At 74.2% G+C, this 21341-nt stretch carries 22 protein-coding genes; 8 read left to right on the forward strand and 14 right to left on the reverse strand.

Annotated features, from left to right (window positions below; all coding sequences use genetic code 11):
• Window positions 1-9 precede the first annotated feature (9 nt).
• Window positions 10-402, reverse strand: a complete 393-nt coding sequence (locus tag VKZ81_RS17795) for a hypothetical protein (RefSeq protein WP_324242706.1) — start codon at window positions 400-402, stop codon at window positions 10-12.
• A gap of 180 nt (window positions 403-582) precedes the next feature.
• Between VKZ81_RS17795 and VKZ81_RS17800 the strand changes: the two genes are divergently transcribed.
• On the forward strand, window positions 583-891 hold the full coding sequence (locus VKZ81_RS17800; RefSeq protein ID WP_324242707.1) for a hypothetical protein: 309 nt from the start codon (window positions 583-585) through the stop codon (window positions 889-891).
• A 224-nt stretch (window positions 892-1115) separates the two neighbouring features.
• Window positions 1116-2081 (forward strand): NADPH:quinone oxidoreductase family protein, encoded by a 966-nt coding sequence (locus tag VKZ81_RS17805; protein ID WP_324242708.1) that lies wholly within the window; start codon window positions 1116-1118, stop codon window positions 2079-2081.
• A gap of 85 nt (window positions 2082-2166) precedes the next feature.
• Here the strand turns inward: VKZ81_RS17805 and VKZ81_RS17810 are convergent, their stop codons facing one another.
• Together VKZ81_RS17810 and VKZ81_RS17815 are read right to left on the reverse strand one after the other, a co-directional pair.
• Window positions 2167-3915 (reverse strand): BCCT family transporter, encoded by a 1749-nt coding sequence (locus VKZ81_RS17810; RefSeq protein WP_324242709.1) that lies wholly within the window; start codon window positions 3913-3915, stop codon window positions 2167-2169.
• A gap of 211 nt (window positions 3916-4126) precedes the next feature.
• Entirely contained in the window at window positions 4127-5032 is a 906-nt protein-coding gene (locus VKZ81_RS17815) for a proteasome assembly chaperone family protein (protein WP_324242710.1), read from the reverse strand.
• Between the two features lie 122 nt (window positions 5033-5154).
• Between VKZ81_RS17815 and VKZ81_RS17820 the strand changes: the two genes are divergently transcribed.
• Window positions 5155-6468: an MFS transporter gene (locus VKZ81_RS17820; protein WP_324242711.1), complete on the forward strand. Its 1314-nt coding sequence runs from the start codon at window positions 5155-5157 to the stop codon at window positions 6466-6468.
• Between the two features lie 96 nt (window positions 6469-6564).
• On the forward strand, window positions 6565-7515 hold the full coding sequence (locus VKZ81_RS17825) for an ATP-binding protein (RefSeq protein ID WP_324242712.1): 951 nt from the start codon (window positions 6565-6567) through the stop codon (window positions 7513-7515).
• 7 nt (window positions 7516-7522) lie between these two features.
• Here the strand turns inward: VKZ81_RS17825 and VKZ81_RS17830 are convergent, their stop codons facing one another.
• Both VKZ81_RS17830 and VKZ81_RS17835 read right to left on the reverse strand, forming a co-directional pair.
• Window positions 7523-8185, reverse strand: coding sequence for a PadR family transcriptional regulator (locus VKZ81_RS17830; protein WP_324242713.1), 663 nt, complete (start codon window positions 8183-8185; stop codon window positions 7523-7525).
• Between the two features lie 122 nt (window positions 8186-8307).
• The gene (locus VKZ81_RS17835; protein WP_324242714.1) at window positions 8308-8805 is read right to left on the reverse strand and encodes a hypothetical protein; all 498 of its coding nucleotides are present in this window, start codon (window positions 8803-8805) and stop codon (window positions 8308-8310) included.
• Window positions 8806-8952: 147 nt separating this feature from the next.
• Here VKZ81_RS17835 and VKZ81_RS17840 point away from each other — a divergent pair, with 147 nt between their 5' ends.
• Both VKZ81_RS17840 and VKZ81_RS17845 read left to right on the forward strand, forming a co-directional pair.
• Complete coding sequence (locus VKZ81_RS17840; protein WP_324242715.1) at window positions 8953-9318, forward strand: YkvA family protein; 366 nt, start codon at window positions 8953-8955, stop codon at window positions 9316-9318.
• 52 nt (window positions 9319-9370) lie between these two features.
• Window positions 9371-9757, forward strand: coding sequence for a tautomerase family protein (locus VKZ81_RS17845; RefSeq protein ID WP_324242716.1), 387 nt, complete (start codon window positions 9371-9373; stop codon window positions 9755-9757).
• Window positions 9758-10014: 257 nt separating this feature from the next.
• Here VKZ81_RS17845 and VKZ81_RS17850 read toward each other — a convergent pair whose 3' ends face one another.
• The 9 genes from VKZ81_RS17850 to VKZ81_RS17890 form a co-directional block, all read right to left on the reverse strand.
• A complete protein-coding gene (locus tag VKZ81_RS17850) occupies window positions 10015-11694 on the reverse strand; it encodes a hypothetical protein (RefSeq protein WP_324242717.1) in 1680 nt (559 codons plus the stop codon).
• A 243-nt stretch (window positions 11695-11937) separates the two neighbouring features.
• Window positions 11938-12144 (reverse strand): hypothetical protein, encoded by a 207-nt coding sequence (locus tag VKZ81_RS17855; protein WP_324242718.1) that lies wholly within the window; start codon window positions 12142-12144, stop codon window positions 11938-11940.
• Window positions 12145-12260: 116 nt separating this feature from the next.
• Window positions 12261-13184: a sulfite exporter TauE/SafE family protein gene (locus VKZ81_RS17860; protein WP_324242719.1), complete on the reverse strand. Its 924-nt coding sequence runs from the start codon at window positions 13182-13184 to the stop codon at window positions 12261-12263.
• 417 nt (window positions 13185-13601) lie between these two features.
• Window positions 13602-14360, reverse strand: a complete 759-nt coding sequence (locus VKZ81_RS17865) for a sirohydrochlorin chelatase (RefSeq protein WP_324242720.1) — start codon at window positions 14358-14360, stop codon at window positions 13602-13604.
• Window positions 14360-15667: a sulfate adenylyltransferase subunit 1 gene (locus VKZ81_RS17870; protein ID WP_324242721.1), complete on the reverse strand. Its 1308-nt coding sequence runs from the start codon at window positions 15665-15667 to the stop codon at window positions 14360-14362. Before VKZ81_RS17870 ends, VKZ81_RS17865 begins: the two co-directional genes overlap by 1 nt.
• A gap of 2 nt (window positions 15668-15669) precedes the next feature.
• Window positions 15670-16593, reverse strand: a complete 924-nt coding sequence (cysD, locus tag VKZ81_RS17875; protein WP_324242722.1) for a sulfate adenylyltransferase subunit CysD — start codon at window positions 16591-16593, stop codon at window positions 15670-15672.
• Window positions 16590-17291 carry a phosphoadenylyl-sulfate reductase gene (locus tag VKZ81_RS17880; RefSeq protein WP_324242723.1) on the reverse strand — a complete coding sequence of 234 codons (702 nt, stop codon included), beginning with the start codon at window positions 17289-17291 and terminating at the stop codon, window positions 16590-16592. The genes cysD and VKZ81_RS17880 overlap by 4 nt, the downstream gene beginning before the upstream one ends.
• Window positions 17288-17443 carry a PDDEXK family nuclease gene (locus VKZ81_RS17885; protein WP_324242724.1) on the reverse strand — a complete coding sequence of 52 codons (156 nt, stop codon included), beginning with the start codon at window positions 17441-17443 and terminating at the stop codon, window positions 17288-17290. Before VKZ81_RS17885 ends, VKZ81_RS17880 begins: the two co-directional genes overlap by 4 nt.
• Complete coding sequence (locus tag VKZ81_RS17890; RefSeq protein ID WP_324242725.1) at window positions 17440-19104, reverse strand: nitrite/sulfite reductase; 1665 nt, start codon at window positions 19102-19104, stop codon at window positions 17440-17442. The genes VKZ81_RS17885 and VKZ81_RS17890 overlap by 4 nt, the downstream gene beginning before the upstream one ends.
• A gap of 299 nt (window positions 19105-19403) precedes the next feature.
• Between VKZ81_RS17890 and VKZ81_RS17895 the strand changes: the two genes are divergently transcribed.
• Together VKZ81_RS17895 and hemW are read left to right on the forward strand one after the other, a co-directional pair.
• Window positions 19404-20039, forward strand: coding sequence for a hypothetical protein (locus VKZ81_RS17895; protein WP_324242726.1), 636 nt, complete (start codon window positions 19404-19406; stop codon window positions 20037-20039).
• Window positions 20040-20070: 31 nt separating this feature from the next.
• On the forward strand, window positions 20071-21222 hold the full coding sequence (hemW, locus tag VKZ81_RS17900; protein ID WP_324242727.1) for a radical SAM family heme chaperone HemW: 1152 nt from the start codon (window positions 20071-20073) through the stop codon (window positions 21220-21222).
• The last annotated feature ends 119 nt before the right edge of the window (window positions 21223-21341 follow it).

The raw sequence follows: 21341 nt of genomic DNA on the forward strand, positions 1-21341 counted from the left end.
GCGCGCCGCTCAGGCGTGGGAGCGGGACCGCACGGCCGCGGCGATCACCACCGCGATGAGCAGCAGCAGGACCAGCAGCACCGTCACCGGCAGCAGCAGCACCGCCAGCACGAGGGCGACGACGAGCGCGGCCTTCGCGCCGGGGTTGAGCGCGGAGAACGCGCCCACGATCGCGCCCCACACCGGGTTGCGGCCGGCGGCGGCCGCCCGGACGCCGCCGAACAGCGCGCCGATCTTGTAGCCGCCGCGGGCGGCGACGTCGTCGAGCGTCTGCGCCAGCCGCTCCACGGCGTCCAACGCGACGCCGAACGCGCGGTCGAGCACCGTGGCGAGGAGCTCGCGCAGCGCCGCCTTGAGCCGTTCGCCCGCGTCGGCCGGCTCCCACTCCGTGTCGGTGGTCATGCCGATCCCCTCCCGGTCGTCGAGCGGTGCGCGGGCGCGGCGCAGCCTGCCGGCGGCGTACCACCGGCGGAGATCGGCTATTCGGGAAGGCCGCACGGCGCGGTGCGTCGCAAGGCTTCCCCCGCGGGGGTGCTGGGCCTTACGGTCAGCGGTGATGCCCGTCACGTGAGGGGGAACGCCATGCACCCACACCGGCTGCAGCAGCTCGTGGCGTCCGTGCCGGACAGCGTGGACGCCGAGCAACGCGCGAGGCTCCTGGCGCACGTCCAGGCCTCCGACCGCTGCCGGGTGCGGATCGAGCGGGTGGGCGCCGAGCTGGAGCGGGCCCTGGACGGCGTCGGCAACTCCGACCGCGTCGTGGACCTCGTCGTGGAGCTGGACGGGCTGGAACGCGCCCAGCAGCGGGTGGACCGCAGGCTCACCGCGCTGATCGACGAGCTCACCAGCACGCCGCGGGCCGTGGCCTACGACGACGGCGTGCCCGCCTGAGCGGGCCGGATCACGCCGTGGCCCGGACGGCGTAGCCGCCGAGCGACGGCTCGAGCGCGGCGTAGCCGGCGCGACCTCGACGCAGTGCTGACCACCCGCGAGCGCATCCGGCAGATCGAGGCGAAGGGGCTGAGCAGGCTCCGCAGGCCCGCGCTGGCCGACCTGCTCGCCTGACGCGGGTTACTGTCCGGTCGGGAAGCTGTAGCCGACGAAGGGGTCAACGAGTGCGCGCGGTGCAGGTGGTGCGGTTGGACGGGCCGGGTGCGGTCGAGGTGCGTGATCTGCCCGAACCGCAGCGGGGGCCCGACCAGGTGCTGGTCGACGTGCGGGCGATCGGGGTCAACTTCCCCGACGTCCTGCAGACCAAGGGGCTCTACCAGTACCGGCCGGAGCTGCCGTTCATCCTCGGCTCCGAGGTGGCGGGCGTGGTGCGGGAGGCGCCGGAGGGCTCGTCGCTGCGCCCCGGCGACCGGGTCGCCGCCTTCACCTCCACCGGCGCGTTCGCCGAGGTGGTCGCCGCGCCCGCCGACCAGGTCCTGCCGCTGCCGGACGAGGTCGGCTTCGCGGCGGGCGCCTGCCTGCCGATGAACTACCTCACCGCCCACTTCGCCCTGCTCGTCCGCGGGCACCTGCGCGAGGGCCAGAAGGTGCTCGTGCAGGGCGCGGCGGGCGGGGTCGGCACCGCGGTGATCCAGCTCGCCGTCGCGCTCGGCGCCCGCGTGATCGCCGTGACCTCCACGCAGGAGAAGGCCGAGGTGGCCCGCGAGGCGGGCGCGCACGAGACCGTGCCCGCCGACGGCTTCAAGGACGCGGTCAAGGAGCTGACCGGCGGCGAGGGCGTCGACCTCGTGGTCGACCCGGTGGGCGGCGACCGCTTCATCGACTCGCTGCGCTGCCTCGCCCCCGAGGGCAAGCTGCTCGTGGTGGGCTTCACCGCGGGGGAGATCCCCACGGTGAAGGTCAACCGGCTGCTGCTCAACAACATCGACGTCGTCGGGGTCGGTTGGGGCGCCTTCGCCTCCCGCCGTCCCGGCTACATGCACCAGCAGTGGGCGGAGCTCGAGCCCCACCTGCGGTCGGGCGCGCTGAACCCGCTGATCAGCACCACCCTCCCGCTCGAGCGGGCCGCGAAGGCGCTGGCGATCATCGACGAGCGGCGCGTGACCGGGAAGGTCGTGCTGGAGCCCTGAGCACCCCCCCGGGGACCCCGAAGGCCCCGGTTCCGGTGGATCCCGGAACCGGGGCCTTCGTCGTCACGCCTGCGCGGGCGTCCGGTCAGCCCTCTGGGGCGTCCTTGGAGCGTCCGGCCCGCCCGTTGCGCACCGACTCCGGGGCCGGCTTGACGGCCACCACGAACTCGTCGCCGTAGGTCTTGGTGCCGTGCTCGACGGCCTGCTCCACGGCCGCGACGGCCCGCCGGTCCCGCTGCATCAGCGGGTCGTGGTACAGGTCCTTCGCCAGCGCGATGCACAGCGCGACCATCACGAGGGCGAACGGCGCCGCCGAGATGATCGTGATGTCGCGGATGCCGGTGAGCGCCTCGTCGGGGGCATCCTCACCGGCCTGGGCCGCGCCGACGGCGAGCATGATCGCCGCGATCGCGCCCATCACCACGCCCCAGAACACCACGACCCACCGGTCGGGCTCGATCGAGCCGCGCTGCGACAGCGTGCCGGTCACCACGGAGGCCGCGTCGGCACCGGAGACGAAGAAGATCGCGGTGAGCGTCATCGCGACGACGCTGACCACCCCGCCGAGCGGCAGCGAGTGCAGCAGCCCGAACAGCTGGCCCTCGAGGTTCGCGGACGCGAGGTCGGTGCCGCTGCGCTGCAGGTCGATCGCCGCACCGCCGAAGATCGCGAACCAGATCAGGCTCACCAGGCTCGGGATGAGCAGCACGCCGACGACGAACTGCTTGATGGTGCGGCCGCGGCTGATCCGGGCGATGAACATCCCGACGAACGGCGTCCAGGAGATCCACCAGGCCCAGTAGAAGACCGTCCACCCCGACAGCCATTCCGCGGTGGCGTCTCCGCCGGTCGCCGCCGTGCGCGCGGCCATCTGGGCCATGTCGCCGAAGTACTCGCCGATGGCGGTGGGGATCAGGTTGAGGATCAGGATCGTCGGGCCGGCCACGAACACGAAGACGGCGAGGACGCCCGCCAGCACCATGTTGATGTTCGACAGCCACTGGATGCCCTTGGCGACGCCGGACACCGCGGACGCGATGAACGCCAGCGTCAGGATGGCGATGATGGCGATGAGCAGCCCGATCGGGGCCTCGGGCAGGCCGTTGGCCTGCAGGCCCGCGCCGATCTGCAGCGTGCCGAGCCCGAGCGAGGCCGCCGAGCCGAACAGGGTCGCGAAGATCGCGAGGATGTCGACGAACTTGCCGAACGCCCCCTCGGTGCGCTGCTCCCCGAGGAGCGGGGCGAACGCCGAGCTGATCAGCGACCGGCGGCCGCGGCGGAACGTGCTGTAGGCGATGGCGAGCCCGACCACCGCGTAGATCGCCCACGGGTGCAGCGTCCAGTGGAACAGCGTCGTGGCCATCGCGACGTTCAGGGCCTCCGGCGACCCGGCCTCCACCGTGCCCGGCGGCGGGCTGGTGAAGTGCGAGAGCGGCTCGCCGACCCCGTAGAACATCAGGCCGATGCCCATGCCGGCGCTGAACATCATGGCGATCCAGGAGACCGTGCGGAACTCCGGCGCCTCGTCGTCGCGCCCCAGGGGGATCTTGCCGCGGCTGCTGTACGCGAGCCACAGCGCGAACACCACGAACCCGCTGGCCACCAGCACGAACGCCCAGCCGCCCACGTCCATGACCCCGGCGAGCACCGCGGAGGACACGGTGCTCAGGGTGTCGACGGAGGCGACGCCCCACACGATGAAGGCGACGACGAGGGTCGCGGCGATCCCGAAGATCCACCAGTCGATCGGTTGGCGCTGGTCAGCGGTAGTGGCCGGCGCCGTGGCGTCCGGCAGCGGCGTATCGGTCGTGTTGTCCTCTTTGTGAACAGTCATGCCTCATGGCTCCGGACCGGGCCCGAGCCTGCCCCCTTCCCACGACTCACGCTTGCGGCCACCCTCGATCCGCAGGGCGTGTTCCGCAACTCGTGAGGCCGAAAGGCGACCGGCTCGTTACGCGCACCATCTGCGGCGATGGGAGCCCCCATGATCATGGCCACAGGCCTGCGCCGCCACCGCAGCCGGTGATCCGCAACCCGCTGGTGACTCAGCCGTTGCCCTCGTCCTCCCCGCGCAGGAACCGCTCCACCTCGGCGGCGAGCTCGTCGGCGCTGGGCAGCTCGCCCGACAACCCCATGCTCGACCGCTCGGCGCGGCCCGAGGCGACCATGTCGTACTGCCGCTCGAGCGCCTCGACGACCTGCCGCACCTCCTCCGAGCCGGCCACCTGCTCGGCGATCTCCGCCTCGATGCGCTCGGCGGCCTTGGTGACGCTCTCGGTGGGCAGGTACAGCCCCGCGGCGAGGCCGACGTGGTCCAGCAGCACCCGTGCCGCCTGCGGGTACTCCGCTCGCGCGAGGTAGTGCGGCACGTGCACGGCGAAGCCCATCGCGTCCAGCCCGGCCTCGCCGAGCCGGTATTCCATCAGGCCGACGGCGCTGCCCGGCACGTGCGCCGTGGCGAACCACGCCTCGTGGCCCTCGGTCAGCTCGGGGCGCGTCCCGTGCACGGTGACGCCGATCGGGCGGGTGTGCGGCACCGCCATCGGGATCGCGGTCATGTTGATGACCAGCCGGATCCCGAACCTGCGCACGATCTGCTCGACGGCCGCGCAGAACCGCTCCCACTGCATGTCCGGCTCGGGGCCGGAGAGCAGCAGGTAACCGGTGTCCGCCGTGTCGGTGAGCGCGACGACGTCCAGCTCCGGCTTGCTGTAGGCGGCCCAGTGGTCGGTCTCGAACCTCAGCGGTGGGCGACGGGACCGGTAGTCGACGAGCTGGTCGACGTCGAAGCGCGCCACCAGGCGTGGCTCTCGGCCCTCCACGAGGGCCTCCACCGCCAGCCGGGCCGCGTTGCCCGCGTCCACGAACCCGTCCAGCGCCACGAGCAGCACGGGTTCGTCCAGGTGTGGCGCATCGGGCGCCACCTCGTACAGACCGGCCGGATCCAGCACGGCACACCTCCGCCTCTCGACGGGGCCACCCCGGCCCCGCCCAACGCACATCTCCTCCGTGCAACGTGAGTCTGCCCGCACAGCATCCCGTTTCCGCACGCCGCGGGGCACCATGGGGCGAGATGAAAACGCATCATCGCCCCTGGGTCGTCTGGTCGGTCGCATTGACCGCGTACCTGGTGGGCGTGATGCACCGCACGTCGTTCGGCGTGGCGGGCCTCGACGCCGCCGACCGCTTCCACGCGGCGCCCGCGGCGCTCGCCGGCTTCGTGGTGCTGCAGCTCGTGGTCTACGCGAGCCTGCAGATCCCGGTCGGCGTGCTGCTCGACCGGTTCGGCGCCCGGCGGCTCATCGTCGTCGGCGCGATCACGATGGCCGCGGGCCAGCTCGTGATGGCCGTCGCCACCGAGCTCCCGCTCGCGATCCTCGCGCGCGTGCTCGTCGGGGCCGGTGACGCGCTCACGTTCATCAGCGCGCTCTCGGTCGTCACGGCCTGGTTCCCGCCGCGGCGCGTGCCGCTGATGACCCAGCTGACCGGCCTGATCGGGCAGCTCGGTCAGGTGCTGTCCGCCGTGCCGCTCGCCGCGGTGCTGCACGGGCCCGGCTGGACGCCCGCGTTCATCTCGGCCGCTGCCCTCGGGTTGGCGGTGGGGCTCGCGGCGCTCGCCGTCGTGCGCGACCGGCCGCCGGGGGCGCCCGTCCCGCCGCGCGCGCCGTCGCCGCGCGAGGTGCTGCACGGGCTGGTCAGCTCGTGGCGGGAGCCGGGCACCCGGTTGGGCTTCTGGACGCACCTGGGCACCCAGTTCTCCGGCCAGGTCTTCGCGCTGATGTGGGGCGTTCCGTACCTGGTGGCGGGCCAGGGGTTCACGCCGGGCGAGGCGAGCGCGATGCTCACCCTGCTCGTCGTGGCCGGGATCGTCGCCGGGCCGCTGTTCGGCGAGTTCACCGCCCGGCACCCGCTGCGCCGGTCGTGGCTCGTGCTCTCGGTGTTGGCCGTGACGGCCGCCGTCTGGACGGCCGTGCTCGTCCTCCCGCCGCCCGCGCCGACGTGGCTGCTGTGCGTGCTCGTGGTCGTGCTGGCGCTGGGCGGGCCGACCTCGATGATCGGTTTCGACTACGCGCGCACGTTCAACCCCCACCACCGGCAGGGCACCGCGGTCGGGATCATCAACATGGCGGGTTTCTCCGCGACCCTCGCCGTCTCGCTGGCCGTCGGGGTGGTGCTGGAGATCGCCGGGCCGGGCGGCTACACGCCCGAGTCGTTCCGCGTGGCGTGGACCGTGCAGTACGCGGTGTGGGCGATCGGGCTCTGCGGCGTGCTCGTGTCGCGCAGCCGGGCCCGGCGGAAGATGGCGGCCGAGGGCGTCGTCGTGCCGCCGCTGCGCGCGGTCCTGGCCGCCCGGCGCGCCGAGGCGCGCAAGCGCGCCACCAGCTGAAACCTGTGATCGACAGCCCGGGACCCGCCCCGCTCACCCGATAGTGGCAATGATTATCATCTGCGCCAACATTCGGGACAGGCGACAGGAGGCGGCGTGCGGATCGCGTTCGTCGGCAAGGGCGGCAGCGGGAAGACGACATCGGCGGCGGTGTTCAGCCGGTACCTGGCCGAGCTCGGCAAGCCGGTTCTCGCCATCGACGCGGACATCAACCAGCACCTCGGCCAGGCGCTGGGCCACGACGGCCCGCCGCCTCGCGCGCTCGGCTCCGACCTGAAGTGGCTCAAGGACCACCTGCGGGGCAGCAACCCGCGGATCCCCAGCGCGGACGCGATGATCAAGACGACGCCGCCCGGCCGCGGGTCGCGCCTGCTCGACCTCGATCCCGAGGGCGAGCTGCTGGCCCGCTACTCCGCGGTGGCGGGCGGCGTGCGCTTCCTGGTGACGGGGGAGTTCGACGAGGCCGACATCGGCGTGTCCTGCTACCACTCGAAGACCGGCGCCGTGGAGCTGTACCTCAACCACCTCGTCGACGGCCCGGGCGAGTACATCGTGGTCGACATGACCGCGGGCGCCGACGCGTTCGCCTCCGGCCTGTTCACGCGGTTCGACCTGACCGTGCTCGTCAGCGAGCCCACCCGGCGCGGGGTCGGCGTGTACCGGCAGTACGCCGAGCACGCCCGCGGCCACGGCGTGCGGCTGCGGGTGCTCGGCAACAAGGTGGCCGACGCCGAGGATGCCGCCTACCTGCGCGAACAGGTCGGCGACGCGCTGCTCGGGTGGTTCGGCCAGTCGGCGTGGGTGCGTGCGGCGGAGCGGGGCGCGGTGGCGCCGGTCGGCACGCTCGAGCCGGAGAACCTCGCCGTGCTCGACGCGGTGCTCGCCGCGCTCGACGCGTGCGAGCGGGACTGGGTGGCCTACCACCGCGGCACGGTGGAGTTCCACCTGCGCAACGCGGCGGCCTGGGCCAACCGTGCGGTCGGGGCCGACCTGGCCGCACAGGTCGACCCCGACTTCGTCCCGGGGCTGCCCGCGGTCCGCGCCTGAGCGGCTCCTACTCGGCCAGCAGGCGGTAGATCGCCTTGCGGGCCTCGGTGATCGTGGTGGTGGCCGTCGCGATCTGCTCGGGCGTGCCGGCGGCCATCACCTGCGCCGCGGCCGCGTGCAGCTGGCCCAGCTGTTCCCACAGCTCGGTGACGTCCTCGTCGTCGGGGTCGCGGCCGACCGACGCCCACACGGCGTCGAGCTCGGTGCGGTGCTCGTCGACGTACCGCGTGCCCTCCTCGGTGAGGTGCACGACGCGCCGGCCCTCGGCCTGCTCGACGCGCACCAGGCCCTCGTCCTCCAGCTGGGAGAGCGTCGGGTAGACCGATCCGGGGCTCGGCCGCCAGAGGCCGCCGGTGCGCTCGGCGATCTCCTGGATGATCTCGTAGCCGTGCCGCGGCCGCTCCGCGACCAGCGCGAGCACCGCGATGCGGATGTCCCCGCGCGCCGTCCGGCGGCCGCGCCTGGGCCGCGGGCCGGGGAAGCCGCGCATGCCGGGCCCGAACGGCGGGCCGAAGCCGGGGCCGAACGGGTGCCTGCGGTGGCGGTGCCCGCGCGGGGGCTCCTGGCCCTCGCCCGGACCCGCGAACGGCGGCCCGTCCGGGTGGAACGGCCCTCGCCGCGGTCCACGCCTGCCGCGGAATCCGAACCAGGGGGTGTGCTGCTCGTCCATGTCCATCTCCTGTGTCACTCGTGAGCCATCGGACTAGCTTGTGTGCCATCACGATATATCGTGATAGTCGATACGACAAGGTGCGGCCGGGAGGGACGGGGAGCCGGCGGGTCCGACGGGGGTCAGCGGCGGGTGGTCGTCGCGCCCGTCGTGCAGTTGCGCTCGACGTAGGTGCGCACGCGCTCACCGGCCCCGGTGAACTCGGGGGAGTTGAGGCGGTTGGCCAGCTCGGGGTCGCGCGAGAGCGCCGACTGGTCGCCCCCGCTGGCGACGAGCGCGTCCAGCTGCAGGTCGAGGGCCTGCACCGTGCGCTCCACGTCCGTGCGGATCTCGTTCGGGGCGGAGTACACCATGTCCTGCCCGGACCTGCGGACCGCGGCGACGCTCCGCTCCAGCTCCTCGGGGGCCACCTGGCCCCGCGCCACGAGGCCGTTGAGCGGGCGGATCGCCTCCAGGTTGGCCTGCGCCGCGGCGCAGAACGGGCTCTGCGGGGCGGGGGCCCTGCGGGTGGGGTCGGGTGCGTCGGCGTCGGCCACCGAGGAACCGCCGCATCCGAGCAACACGCCGCCGATCGCGGTGACGAGGACGGCCGCCGCGCCGGCGCGCGAGATGAGGCCCATCGGAAGTCCCCCGGGATTCACGGACGTGGGTGCTCTGGCGGGAACAGTAGACCGCGCCCCCGCAGGTCCCTGTGAGGTGGGTGGCACCGTACCCGGTCCGGGCATCCGGGCGGGAACTCCGCGGGCCCCGCGCGCGTTGAAACGGCCGTGGCGAAAATCGGGCCGCGTCGAATCGCGGCGTTCACGGCACTGTGGCGCGCGATCGCGCAGTCGCGGCGCCCGGGCACGCCTGACCTGGGCGAGCGGCTGCGCGCCCTCCCGCGCATGCTGGCCAACGCCTTCTCCGGCCGCTACCCCGCCCTGTCCAAGGCCCGGCTCGGGCTGATCGTGCTGGCGCTGGCCTACCTGGTCTCGCCGGTCGACGCGGTGCCCGAGGTGCTCCTGCCGCTGCTGGGCTTCGTCGACGACGGCGTCATCGCGCTGTGGCTGGGCGGCACCTTCCTCGCCGAGACCGAGCGCTTCCTCGCCTGGGAGCGGGAGCAGCCCGTCGTCGTGGAGGTGCCGTCCGCCTGACCGCGGCGGCACGGATCTTGTTCGCCCCCCGGCGGCTCCCTACGGTGTGCGCATGCCGGTCCTGGAAGTCCACCTCGTCGAGGGGCTGCACACCCCGTCCCAGCACGCGGAGCTGCTCGTCGCGATGAGCACCCGCTACGCCGAGGTCACCGGGGTGCCGCGGGACCGCGTGCGCGCCCACGTCACGCTCCACCGCCCCGAGCTGTGGGCCAACGGCGGCATCCCGGCCGACGGCCGGTCGGCCCCCTACTTCACCGCCGTCGTGTTCGCCGACCAGCCCGCCGAGGTGCGGCGCAGGCTCCTGGGCGCGCTCACCGACCTGATCGTCGACGTGCTCGGCGTGGACCGGCGCCTCGTGCACGGCGAGGCCATCCCCGTGCAGCCCGACGACTGGGCCATCGGCGGGGTGTCGGCGGCCGCGCGCCGCGCGTACGCCTGACCTCGGCGTAGGCCGGCCGACGGCCAGCGGTCTCACCGCGGGTTCTGCAGAACCCGCCCTCGAGCGCAGCGGAACCGGGCGGGCGAGCGGCAGGGACCGGCGGGGCGATCGGGCACGCGCACCGGCCGCCGAATCATCGGGTCCCGCGGAACGACGCTCTCGGCTCCGGTCGCGCCCGCGGTCGGTTCCGCGGAACCGACCGGCAGGCCGCCACCGGGAAGCCGCCCCACGACGGCACCCGAGCCGGGAGGCGTGCCTCAGCCGGCCGTCCCCTGCTGCGCCGCCTGCCGCGTCCACGAGCCCCGCCGCAGCCACGCCCACAGGGCCGCCGCCCCGAGCAGGTAGACGCCCAGCAGCACGCCGAGCGCGCCCGCGCCCCCGCCGAGGGCGTCGGACGAGGGGCGGATCGCGAGGTGCACGAACGCGAAGCCGCCGATGCAGGCGAACAGCGCCCACAGGCCGGGGGACCAGCGCAGCAGGGCGGCGCCGGGCAGGAACGACAGCGGCACGAGCGCGAACAGCAGGTTGGCCGCGGAGCTGACCGCGGTGGCCGTCAACGCGGTGGCGACGGTGTCGGGGAGGAACGTGCCCGGCTCGCCGGCCAGGGCGACGAGCGGCTCGCGCACGATCCAGGCCGCGCCGCCGAGGGCGGTGAGGGCGGTCGCGGCGAGGGCGACGGCGGGCCCTTCCTCGTCCTCGCGCAGCGGGCGGGCGGTGCGGAACGCGATCAGGGTGCCGAGCACGAGCCCCGGCTCGAGCCCGAGCGCCCGGGAGAGCACCACGCCGACTGCGCCGAGCAGCAGGAACCCGGGGACCGGGCCGACGTGGCAGCGCACGCCCCACCACCGGGCCACGTACAGCAGCTGCGTGCCCTGCTGGGCGGCCGTGACGAGGACGAACGCGACCGCGAGCCCGACCAGCAGGGCCGGTGCGGACGCGTCGAAGGGGAACGCGGGCGTGAGGAACCCGAGCATCACGGCGCCGGCGAGCGCCGTGATCGCGACGGCGGCGAGGAACGCGACTGGGGCAGGCCGCTCACCCCCGGGCGGGACGCGCAGCCGCGCCAGCAGGGCCTCGATCCGGCCGGGCTCCTCGGCGGCCGCGCGGTTGAGCAGGCCGACGGGCAGGGCGAGCGCGGCGAGCAGCAGCAGCGTGAGAGCCAGGCTCGGCAGCACCGCGCCGAGGTGCCAGCGCGCCTCGACCGGGGACGGGAACGACGTGGCGAACGCGACGGCGGCCAGCTCGCCCGTGTGCTCCCCCTCCCCGGGGGCGGGCGCGGGCGGCGGCGGCGCGGGTGGGGCGACCGGCGGCCGCGGCTCCTCGGCGGGCGCGGTGGGCGGCGCGGCGAGGGCGCCGGTCCAGTCGAGGCCGCGGGAGTCCTCGCGGTCGACCGCGTCCCCGACGCCGGGCAGCACCGCGGCCCCGACGGCGGCCCCGGCCCCCGCGTCCGTCACCGGCGCCTTCCGCGTCGGGCGGGGCGTCGGCGGGGTGGTGGCGGCGACGACGGTCGTGTCCTCGTCGGACTCCTCATCGGACTCCTCATCGGACGCCGCGGCGGCGTCCTCGTCCGCCGACTCCTGCTCGTCGCGCGACTCGTCGGAGTCCGGCTCCTCCTCTTCGTCCTCGTCCTCTTCGTCCTCGTCCTCTTCGTCCTCGTCCTCTTCGTCCTCGTCCTCTTCGTCCTCGTCCTCGTCGTCGTCTTCGTCGTCGAGGCCGGGGAAGTCGGGGAAGTCCGGGAACTGCGGGTTGAGCAGGTTGCCCAGCGCGCGCTCGCGCGGCTCCTCGGGGCAGGAACGGTCGGACAGCAGGGCCTCGATCGCGCCGGGGTCGGCGCAGTCGTCGTCCGACCCCGCCAGCGCGGGGGCCGTGAGTCCGACGGCGATCAGGCCGACGACCGCACCCGCCAGCGCGGTACGGACCAGCGTGGCACTGCGCACCGTCATCTCCACCCGATCGACACGTTCCCCTCGGCCGGTTGGCCGAGCCACCGACGCCCGCACGTGGTGCAACGAGCCGGACCGATCGGGGTCACGATTCACCCGAAAGAGATCTTCAGTGAACCGCGTGTCGGGTCGACCCGCCGCGTCGGTCGGACGTCAGCGCCTCGACCCGGCCTCGAGCAGGGCGCGGATCTGGCCGACGATCAGCGGGGCGTCCTCGGCGTGGTCGCGGTGGGTCGATCAGCGCCGCGGCGGGTGCCGGTGCAGCGCGCTGCGGGCCAGCGCCAGCTCGTGCGCGACCTCGGCCGCGATGAGCTCGGCGTGCAGGGCCGACTCCTCGGCGGCGTGCAGCCCGAGGGCGCGGTGGCGGCGCACCAGCTCCTCGAGGGAGTTCAGCAGGCGCTCGGCGACGGAGCGGCGGACGGCGTCACGGGCGGGGCTGGACACGGGTGCCTCCTCGACGGGGTGGGACGGGCCGGGACGGGAGCGCGCCGCGCAACAGCGGTCGCTCGCGTCCCGGCCGTTGTCCCGGTCCCTGCGTCGGGTGAGCACCCGCCGCCCTCTCAGTCCCGCACGACGGTGGGGGTCGGCTCGGAGCCGGCGGTGGCCTCGGCGGGCTCCTCGGCGGCCACCTGCCGCAGCTTCGCCACGGCGATGGCCACCGCGGCGACCCAGACGCCCACGACCACCAGGTAGACGACGGTGCGGGCGCTGTCGGCCACGTCGAGCGCGCGCAGGATCGTGCGGGTGTTGGTCAGGACGATCAGGCCGCCGACCGCGGTGCCGAGCACCGTCGAGGGGATCTTCGTGACCAGCCACGCGGCCACCGGCGCGGCGAGCACGCCGCCGAGCAGGAGCCCGCCGACCGTGTAGGGGTCGAGCACCTCCGAGCCGAGCCCGACGAAGAACCCGATGCTCGCGGCGACGGCGACGAGGAACTCCGACGTGTCGACCGAACCGACCACGGTGCGCGGGGCGGTCTTGCCCGCGGTGAGCAGCGCCGGCGTGGCCACCGGGCCCCACCCGCCGCCGCCGGACGCGTCGACGAAGCCCGCGATCAGGCCCAGCGGGGAGAGGAACCGGGAGCGGTGCGGCGAGGTGCGCTCCTTCGACACCCGCGGCGGCCGCACCGAGAACCGCACGAGGATGTAGACGCCGAGCGCGAGCAACACGCCCGCCATGTACGGCGCGGCGTCCTCGGTGGACAGCGCCGACAGCACGGTGGCGCCGAGGAAGGCGCCGATCGCGCCGGGCACGCCGAGGCGCAGGACCAGCTTCCAGTCCACGTTGCCGAAGCGCCAGTGCGACGCACCCGCCGCGATCGTCGTGCCGACCTCGGCGAGGTGCACCGAGGCGCTGGCGGCGGCCGGGTTCGTGCCGAGGAGCAGCAGCAGCGACGTGGACGTGACGCCGTAGGCCATGCCGAGGGCGCCGTCGACGAGCTGGGCGCCGAAGCCCACGAGGGCGAAGACGATGAGTGTGCGCATGGGGAGGAGGGCTCCGGGTGGGAGGTGGGGCTGTCAGGGAGACGGGCGCACGACGACACGGCCGCGGGCGCGGCCCGGGATCGGTGCGGCGGGCGGGAGCGGGGAGGAGCTCAGCCGCGACAGAACTCGTCGAACGCGTGACAACGCCGGGAGGGCCAGAACCGTTCGAGGTCCGGCAGGAGGTTCGTCGTCATCGACGACCCACCCGCGAAGCGGGCGGGCGGCCGGGGCGGCGCGGTCGATGACACCACTCCATCGTGCGTTGTCGTCCGATCGACTACAAGCCGGTGTCCGCGCTGCGAGATCGCCCGCCAAATGTCCGGACTTCTGCAAAAGCGCAGGTCGGATCGCATGCGAATACGTCGGATCGGCAATCGTGACGAGCCTCTCGCGATGCGGTTTTCCGGCGCCCGCTATTTACGCGATGAGATGGCCCGGAATCGGCCGCGCGGCGATCCGGGTGTCGTAGCGGGCGAGGACCGCGCGGGCCACGTCCGGGTCGGCGCCGAGCGGCGCGCCGACGAGCGCCCCGGCCGCGGTCGCGTCGCGGACGATGCGGTCCGGCAACAGGCCCGGCGCGAGGATCCACTGCGCGACGGCCACCCGCCGCGCCCCGCTCGCTCTCAGCGCGGCCACCGCATCGGACACCGTCGGCGCGGTCGTCGTCGCGAACGCCGGACCGCCGCCGTGCCAGCCGAACCGGCGGGTCCAGCCCGCCACGACGTCGGCCACGGCGGCGTTCGCGGGCGCGTGCGACGAGCCGATCGCGGCGAGCACCACCCCGAGCCCGGGGTCGTGCAGCGGACCGGCGACCGCCTCGAGGCGGCGCAGCGCGGCCGCCGACAGGCCCCGGTGCCCGCCCAGCACCGGGCTGATCGCGATGTCCAGGCCCGGCAGCCGGGCGGCGGCCTGCGTGACCGCTCCCGGCACGTCGACGCTCGCGTGGAACGCGTGCCCGAGCAGCAGCGGCACGACCACCGCGCGGCGGTGCCCGTCGGCGGCGACGGCGTCGAGGACGTCCGGTAGCCGCGGCGCCGACAGGTCGAGGAAGGACAGGCGCACGTCCAACCCCGGCCGCTGCCTGCGCACCTCGGCGACCAGCTCGGCCACCGTGGCGGCCGAGCGCGGGTCGCGGCTGCCGTGCGCAACCGCGACGAGCGCCGGGGCGCGTCCCACTAGCCGGCCACCGCGAGCGGTGTGCCGACCAGCCCGGCGGCGAGCGTGCCGCCGGTGGGCGGGTCGATGAGCAGGAAGCTGCCGGTGGCGCGGATGTCGGCGTAGGCGTCGACGGGCAGCGGGTCCGCGGTGCGCAGCGAGGCGTGGGCGATGTCGTTGATCCCCAGCTCCTCGGGCGCCTGGTCCCAGGTCGGGACCTCGCTGTCCAGCGACAGCCGCTCCCCGACGGCGCCGACGATCACCTGCGTGGTGCGGGTGCCGTGCTTGAGCAGCAGCCGGGCGCCCGGGCGCAGCGGCTTCTCGGCGAGCCAGCACAGGGTGGCCTCCAGCTCGTCGGTGACGCGGGGCGGCTCGGCCGCCGAGGCGAGCACGTCGCCGCGGGAGATGTCGATGTCGTCGGTGAGCAGCACGGTGACGCTGCGGCCCGCCGTGGCGGACGCCAGCGGCCCGTCGGCGGTCTCGACGGCCGCCACCGTGGTGCGGACGCCGCTCGGCAGCACGACGACCTCGTCACCGGGCGCCACGGTGCCCGCGGCGACCTGCCCCGCGTAGCCGCGGTAGTCGTGCAGGTCGGGGCGGTCGGCGGTGCGCGGCCGGATCACGTACTGCACCGGCATGCGGAACGGCGCGTCCACCTCGGGCCCGGTGACCGGCACCGACTCGAGGTGCCCGAGCAGTGTCGGGCCCTCGTACCAGGGCGTGCGTGCGGAGCGCTCCACCACGTTGTCCCCGTCCAGCGCCGAGACCGGGATCGTGACCACGGCGTCGGCGGCGAACCCGAGCGAGCGGGCCAGCTCGTCGAAGTCCTTCTCGATCGCGCGGACCACGCCCTCGTCGAAGTCGACGAGGTCGATCTTGTTGATGGCCAGCACGAGCCGCGGGACGCGTAGCAGCGCGAGCACCGCCGCGTGCCTGCGGGTCTGCTCGACCACGCCGTTGCGGGCGTCGACGAGCAGCACCGCGAGCTCCGCGGTGGACGCCCCGGTCACCGTGTTGCGGGTGTACTGGACGTGGCCGGGGGTGTCGGCGAGCACGAACTCGCGCTTCGGGGTGCCGAAGTACCGGTACGCCACGTCGATCGTGATGCCCTGCTCGCGCTCGGCGCGCAGGCCGTCGACCAGCAGCGACAGGTCCGGCGTCGCGAGCCCCTTGTCGACCGAGGCGCGCTGCACGGCCTCGATCTGGTCGGCGAGCACCGACTTGGTGTCGTAGAGCAACCGGCCGACGAGCGTGGACTTGCCGTCGTCCACGCTGCCTGCGGTGGCGAAGCGGAGCAGATCCCTGGCCGCCGTCAGATCCTCGGACACCGTCAGAAGTACCCTTCCCGCTTCCGGTCCTCCATGGCGGCCTCGCTCAGCCGGTCGTCGGCGCGCGTGGCGCCGCGTTCGGTGAGCCGCGACGCCATGACCTCGGCGATCACCTCGTCGAGCGTGGTGGCGGTCGACTCGATCGCCCCGGTGCACGAGCCGTCGCCGACGGTGCGGTAGCGCACCGACTTCCGCACGAGCTCCTCGCCGCCCCGCGGCCCGCCCCACGGGCCCTCGGCGAGCCACATGCCGTCGCGGCGGAACACCTCGCGCTCGTGCGCGAAGTAGATCGACGGCAGCTCGATGCCCTCGCGCTTGATGTAGCGCCACACGTCGAGCTCGGTCCAGTTGGAGATCGGGAACACGCGCACGTGCTCGCCGGGGGCGTGGCGGCCGTTGTAGAGGTTCCACAGCTCGGGACGCTGCTTGCGCGGGTCCCAGCGGCCGAACGCGTCGCGCAGGCTCATGATCCGCTCCTTGGCCCGCGCGCGTTCCTCGTCGCGGCGCCCGCCGCCGAACACGGCGTCGAAGCGGTGCTCGTTGATCGTGTCGAGCAGCGGAACGGTCTGCAGCGGGTTGCGGGTGCCGTCCGGACGCTCGGTGAGCCTGCCGTCGTCGATCCAGTCCTGGACGTGCGCGACGACGAGCCGCAGCCCCAGCCGCTCGACGAGCCGGTCGCGGAAGTCGATGACCTCCGGGTAGTTGTGCCCGGTGTCGACGTGCAGCAGCGGGAACGGTACCGGCGCCGGCGCGAACGCCTTGACCGCCAGGTGCACCAGCACCGTGGAGTCCTTGCCGCCGGAGAACAGGATCACCGGCCGGTCGAACTCGCCCGCGACCTCGCGGAAGACGTGGATGGCCTCGGACTCCAGCGCCTCCAGCGCGTCCAGCGCCGACGCCCGGGCGACGGGCAGCGTGGCGGTCATGCGTGCAGCCCGCATTCGATCTTGCCGGTCCCCGCCCAGCGCCCCGAGCGCTTGTCCGCGCCCGGCAGCGGCTTCGCGGTGCACGGGGCGCAGCCGATCGACGGGTAGCCCTCGGAGACCAGCGGGTTCACCAGGATCCCGTGCTCGGCGATGTAGGCGTCCATCTCCTCGTCGGTCCACGCCGCGATCGGGTTGACCTTGACGAGGCCGAACTTCTCGTCGTAGGTGACGAGCGGGGTGTTCGCCCTGGTCGGCGCCTCGACCCGGCGCACGCCGGTGACCCACGCGTCGTAGCCCGCGAGCACGTTCTGCAGCGGCACGACCTTGCGCAGCGCGCAGCACCGGTTCGGGTCCCGGGCGAACAGGTCCTTGCCGAGCAGCGAGTCCTGCTCGGCCACCGTGTGCTCCGGGGTGGCGTTGACGATGCGGACGTCGTAGCCGGCCCCGACGGCGTCGCGGGTGCCGATCGTCTCGGCGAAGTGGTAGCCGGTGTCGAGGAACAGCACGTCCACGCCGGGCCGGGCCTTGGCGGCCAGGTCGACGAGCACCGCGTCCTGCATGTTCGACGCCACGATCATGCGGTCGTCGAACGTCTCGGCGGCCCAGGCGAGCACCTCGTGCGCGCCGGCCTGCGGGCCGAGCTCGCGCGCGCCGCGTTCGGCGATCGCACGCAGGTCGACTTCGGTTGCGATGCTCACCGGGAGACCTCCGGGACTCCGATACCGATCATCTTCAGCGAGAAGGTCCGCAGGCAGGCGGCGCAGTACCAGGCCCCGTGCCCGGCCTCGGACGGGCGCAGGTCCTCGTCCCCGCAGTAGGGGCAGTAGAACGGGACGGCTCGTTCACTCACTTGAGGTCGGCCTCCTCGGCCCGCATGACCCACTGCGCGAACCGCTCGCCCTCGCCGCGCTGCGCCACGAACCGGCGCACGACGCGCTCGACGTAGTCGCCCAGCTCGGCGCTGGTGACCTTCAGGCCGCGCAGCTTGCGCCCGAACCCGGCGTCGAGGCCGAGGCCGCCGCCGAGGTGCACCTGGAAGCCCTCGACCTGGTTGCCGTCGGCGTCGGTGACGATCTGGCCCTTGAGCCCGATGTCGGCCACCTGGGTGCGCGCGCAGGCGTTCGGGCAGCCGTTGAGGTGGATGGAGATCGGGACCTCGGGGCTCACGTCGGCCAGGCGCTGCTCCAGGTCCTCGACCAGGCGGATCGCCCGCTGCTTGGTCTCGACGATCGCGAGCTTGCAGAACTCGATGCCCGTGCAGGCCATCGTGGAGCGCCGCCACGGCGACGGGTCGACCTCCAGGCCGAGGCCCGCCAGCTCCGCGGACAGCGACTCGACGTTCTCGTCGGGGACGTCGAGCACCACGACCTTCTGCTGCGGCGTGAGCCGGACCCGCTGCGACCCCGCGGTCTCCGCGGCCTTCGCGAGCGCCACCAGCGTGGAGCCCGACACGCGGCCCGACGCGGGGGCCGCGCCCACGTAGTTGAGCCCGTCCTTCTGCTTGTGCACACCGACGTGGTCGAGCGGCAGCTCGGGGACCGGCGGCGCAGGCCCGTCGACGAGCTTGCGGCCGAGGTACTCCTCCTCCAGCACCCGGCGGAACTCGGTGGCGCCCCAGTCGGCGACCAGGAACTTCAGCCGGGCGCGGTGGCGCAGCCTGCGGTAGCCGTAGTCGCGGAAGATCGAGACGACCCCCGCCCACACGTCCGGGACGTCCTCGAGCGGCACCCAGGCGCCCAGCCGCTGCGCGATCTTCGGGTTGGTGGACAGGCCGCCGCCCACCCACAGGTCGAACCCGGGCCCGTGCTCGGGGTGCACGACGCCGACGAACGAGACGTCGTTGACCTCGTGGGCGATGTCGGGCAGGCCGGAGATCGCGGTCTTGAACTTGCGCGGCAGGTTCGAGAACTCCGGGCTGCCGATGTAGCGCTCGAGGATCTGCCGGATCGCCGGGGTGCCGTCGATGACCTCGTCGGCCGCGATCCCGGCCAGCGGCGAGCCGAGGATCACCCGGGGCGTGTCGCCGCAGGCCTCGGTGGTGCGCAGCCCGACCGCCTCCAGCTTCTGCCAGATCGCGGGCACGTCCTCGATCTCGATCCAGTGGTACTGGACGTTCTGGCGGTCGGTGATGTCCGCGGTGTCGCGGGCGTGGTCCTGGCTGATCTCGCCGACGGCCCGCAGCTGCTCGGTGGTCAGCGCGCCGCCGTCGATGCGGACCCGCAGCATGAAGTAGCGGTCGTCGAGCTCCTCGGGCTCCAGCGTCGCCGTGCGGCCGCCGTCGATGCCGGGGCGGCGCTGCGTGTAGAGGCCCCACCAGCGGAACCGACCGCGCAGGTCGGCGGGGTCGATCGAGTCGAAGCCGCGCTTGGCGTAGATGTTCTCGATGCGGGCACGGACGTTGAGCCCGTCGTCGTCCTTCTTCGTGCGCTCGTTGGGGTTGAGGGGCTCGCGGTGGCCCAGCTTCCACTGGCCTTCGCCGCGCTTGCGCTTCACGGGCGTGGTGGGGGGCAAGGCTCAAGCCTCCGGATCGCAGCACGGCCGAGCCGCGTGCGAAGACGCCGCGGCGGGGCTGGGTGCTGAGGTGGTGGGTCGGTGGGCGCGAGATCAGCGGGACCGACAGAGCGCGCTGCAAACCCGGCGCAGATCCACGTGGCGACGCGCCACGAGCCGCAGGGTCAGCGCATGCATAGGTGCAAGGGTGCCACTTGTCCGGTCCACGATCCATCGGTGTCCGCATGCTGGGAGCGGGCTCACACGCGGTGCGCCGAACGGGCCCCTGACCGGCGGGTCGCGCTCTAGGCTCCTCCGTCGTGGGGGCGAGGCGGATCGGGACCGAGATCGACCTGCGGGTCCGCACCGCGACCGGGCGCGTCATCCGGTGGACCGGGCACACCCTCGCCCTGCTGATCGCCGCGGGCGGCATCGCGTCCTTCTTCGTGGGGCCGGAGTCCCCGGCGGTGCGGGTGGTCGCGGGCGTCGCGGGCGTGCTGATCGTGCTGGTCTACGCGGTGGCGGGCTGGTGGCACCGCGGGCGGCCGCGCAGCCTGGTGATCGACCACGAGGGGATCCTGATCCGCAACGCGCGGGGCGCGCGCATCGCGCGGCTGGCCTGGACCGAGCTGTCCGGGGTCGGGCTCATGACGAACCAGGTCGCGCTCGAGCGCGAGCGGCGGGCTCCGCTGGAGCGCGTCTGGGCCGCGGTGCCGGTCTGGCTGGAGCTGTACCCCGCCGACGCGGCCGCCGTGGCGCGCCACCCGGGGCTGTCGGGGGCGTGGGGGCTCGGGGCGGGTACGGCGCCCGGCGAGCAGCAGCGGTGGCTGCTGCACCTGGGTGACACGCTGGGGCAGCGGCTCCCGATCGAGGAGGCGGTGCAGCGCTGGCGGCCGGAGCTGTGGCGGGGGCACCGGTCCGGCACGGTCGCGTTCGGCGGCCACGAGCGCCGCTGACCCGCGCCCGGAGCTGGCAGACTGGTCCTCCGTGCCGCCCTTCGGGATCTACGTCCACGTGCCGTTCTGCGCGGCGCGCTGCGGCTATTGCGACTTCAACACCTACACCCCCTCCGAGCTGGCCGGCTCCGGCGCGTCCCCGGACGGCTGGTTCACCGCCGTGCGCCGGGAGCTCGACCTGGCCGTGCGCACCGTCGGCCCGCGGCCGGTCGACACGGTGTTCGTCGGCGGCGGCACGCCCTCGCTGCTCGGCGCCGCCCGGCTGGGTGAGGTGCTGGACGCGATCCGGGACGCGTTCGGGCTGGCGCCGGGCGCGGAGGTCACCACCGAGTCCAACCCGGAGTCGACCTCCCCCGAGTTCTTCGCGGGGCTCGCCGAGGCGGGGTTCACCCGCGTGTCGCTGGGCATGCAGTCGGCCGCGCCGCACGTGCTGCGCGTCCTGGAACGCCGCCACACCCCCGGCCGCGCGGTCGCCGCCGCCCGGGAGGCCCGCGTCGCCGGGATCGGTCACGTGAACCTCGACCTGATCTACGCGACGCCCGGCGAGACCGACGACGACCTGCGCGCCTCGCTCGACGCCGTGCTCGAGGCGGGCGTCGACCACGTGTCCGCGTACTCCCTCATCGTCGAGGACGGCACCGCGCTCGCCCGCCGGGTGGCCCGCGGCGAGCTCCCCGCCCCCGACGACGACGTCGCCGCCGCCCGCTACGAGCTGATCGACGACCGGCTCACGGCCGCGGGTTTCGCCTGGTACGAGGTGTCGAACTGGGCGGCGTCGCCGGACGCGGTGTGCCGGCACAACACCGGGTACTGGGAGGACGGCGACTGGTGGGGCCTCGGCCCGGGTGCCCACTCCCACCTCGCGGGGGCCCGGTGGTGGAACGTCAAGCACCCGGCGCGCTACGCGGCGCTCCTCTCCGCGGGGGAGTCCCCCGAGGCCGACCGCGAGCTGCTCACCGAGGCCGAGCGGCACACCGAGCGCGTGATGCTGCGGCTGCGGCTCGCCTCCGGGCTGCCGCTCGACCTGCTCGACGAGGCGGGCGCCGCGGCCGCGGCCGGGGCGGCCGAGGACGGCCTGCTCGACCCGGCGCAGCTGGCCGCGGGCCGGGCGGTGCTCACCCGGCGCGGCCGCCTGCTCGCCGACCGCGTCGTGCAGCAGCTGCTGGTCGGGGCGCCCGTCTGAGCCGACCCCAGGTCGAGGTCGTCCGGGCACTCGACCGCGTCCGGGGCCCGGCCGGCGTGCTCGGTGAGCAGCTGGATCGCCCGTTGGGCGATCGCCTCCCCGTCGGCGATCCGGTAGGT

Origin of the sequence: Pseudonocardia sp. (genome assembly GCF_035305885.1) — a bacterium.
Taxonomy (GTDB): Bacteria; Actinomycetota; Actinomycetes; order Mycobacteriales; family Pseudonocardiaceae; genus Pseudonocardia.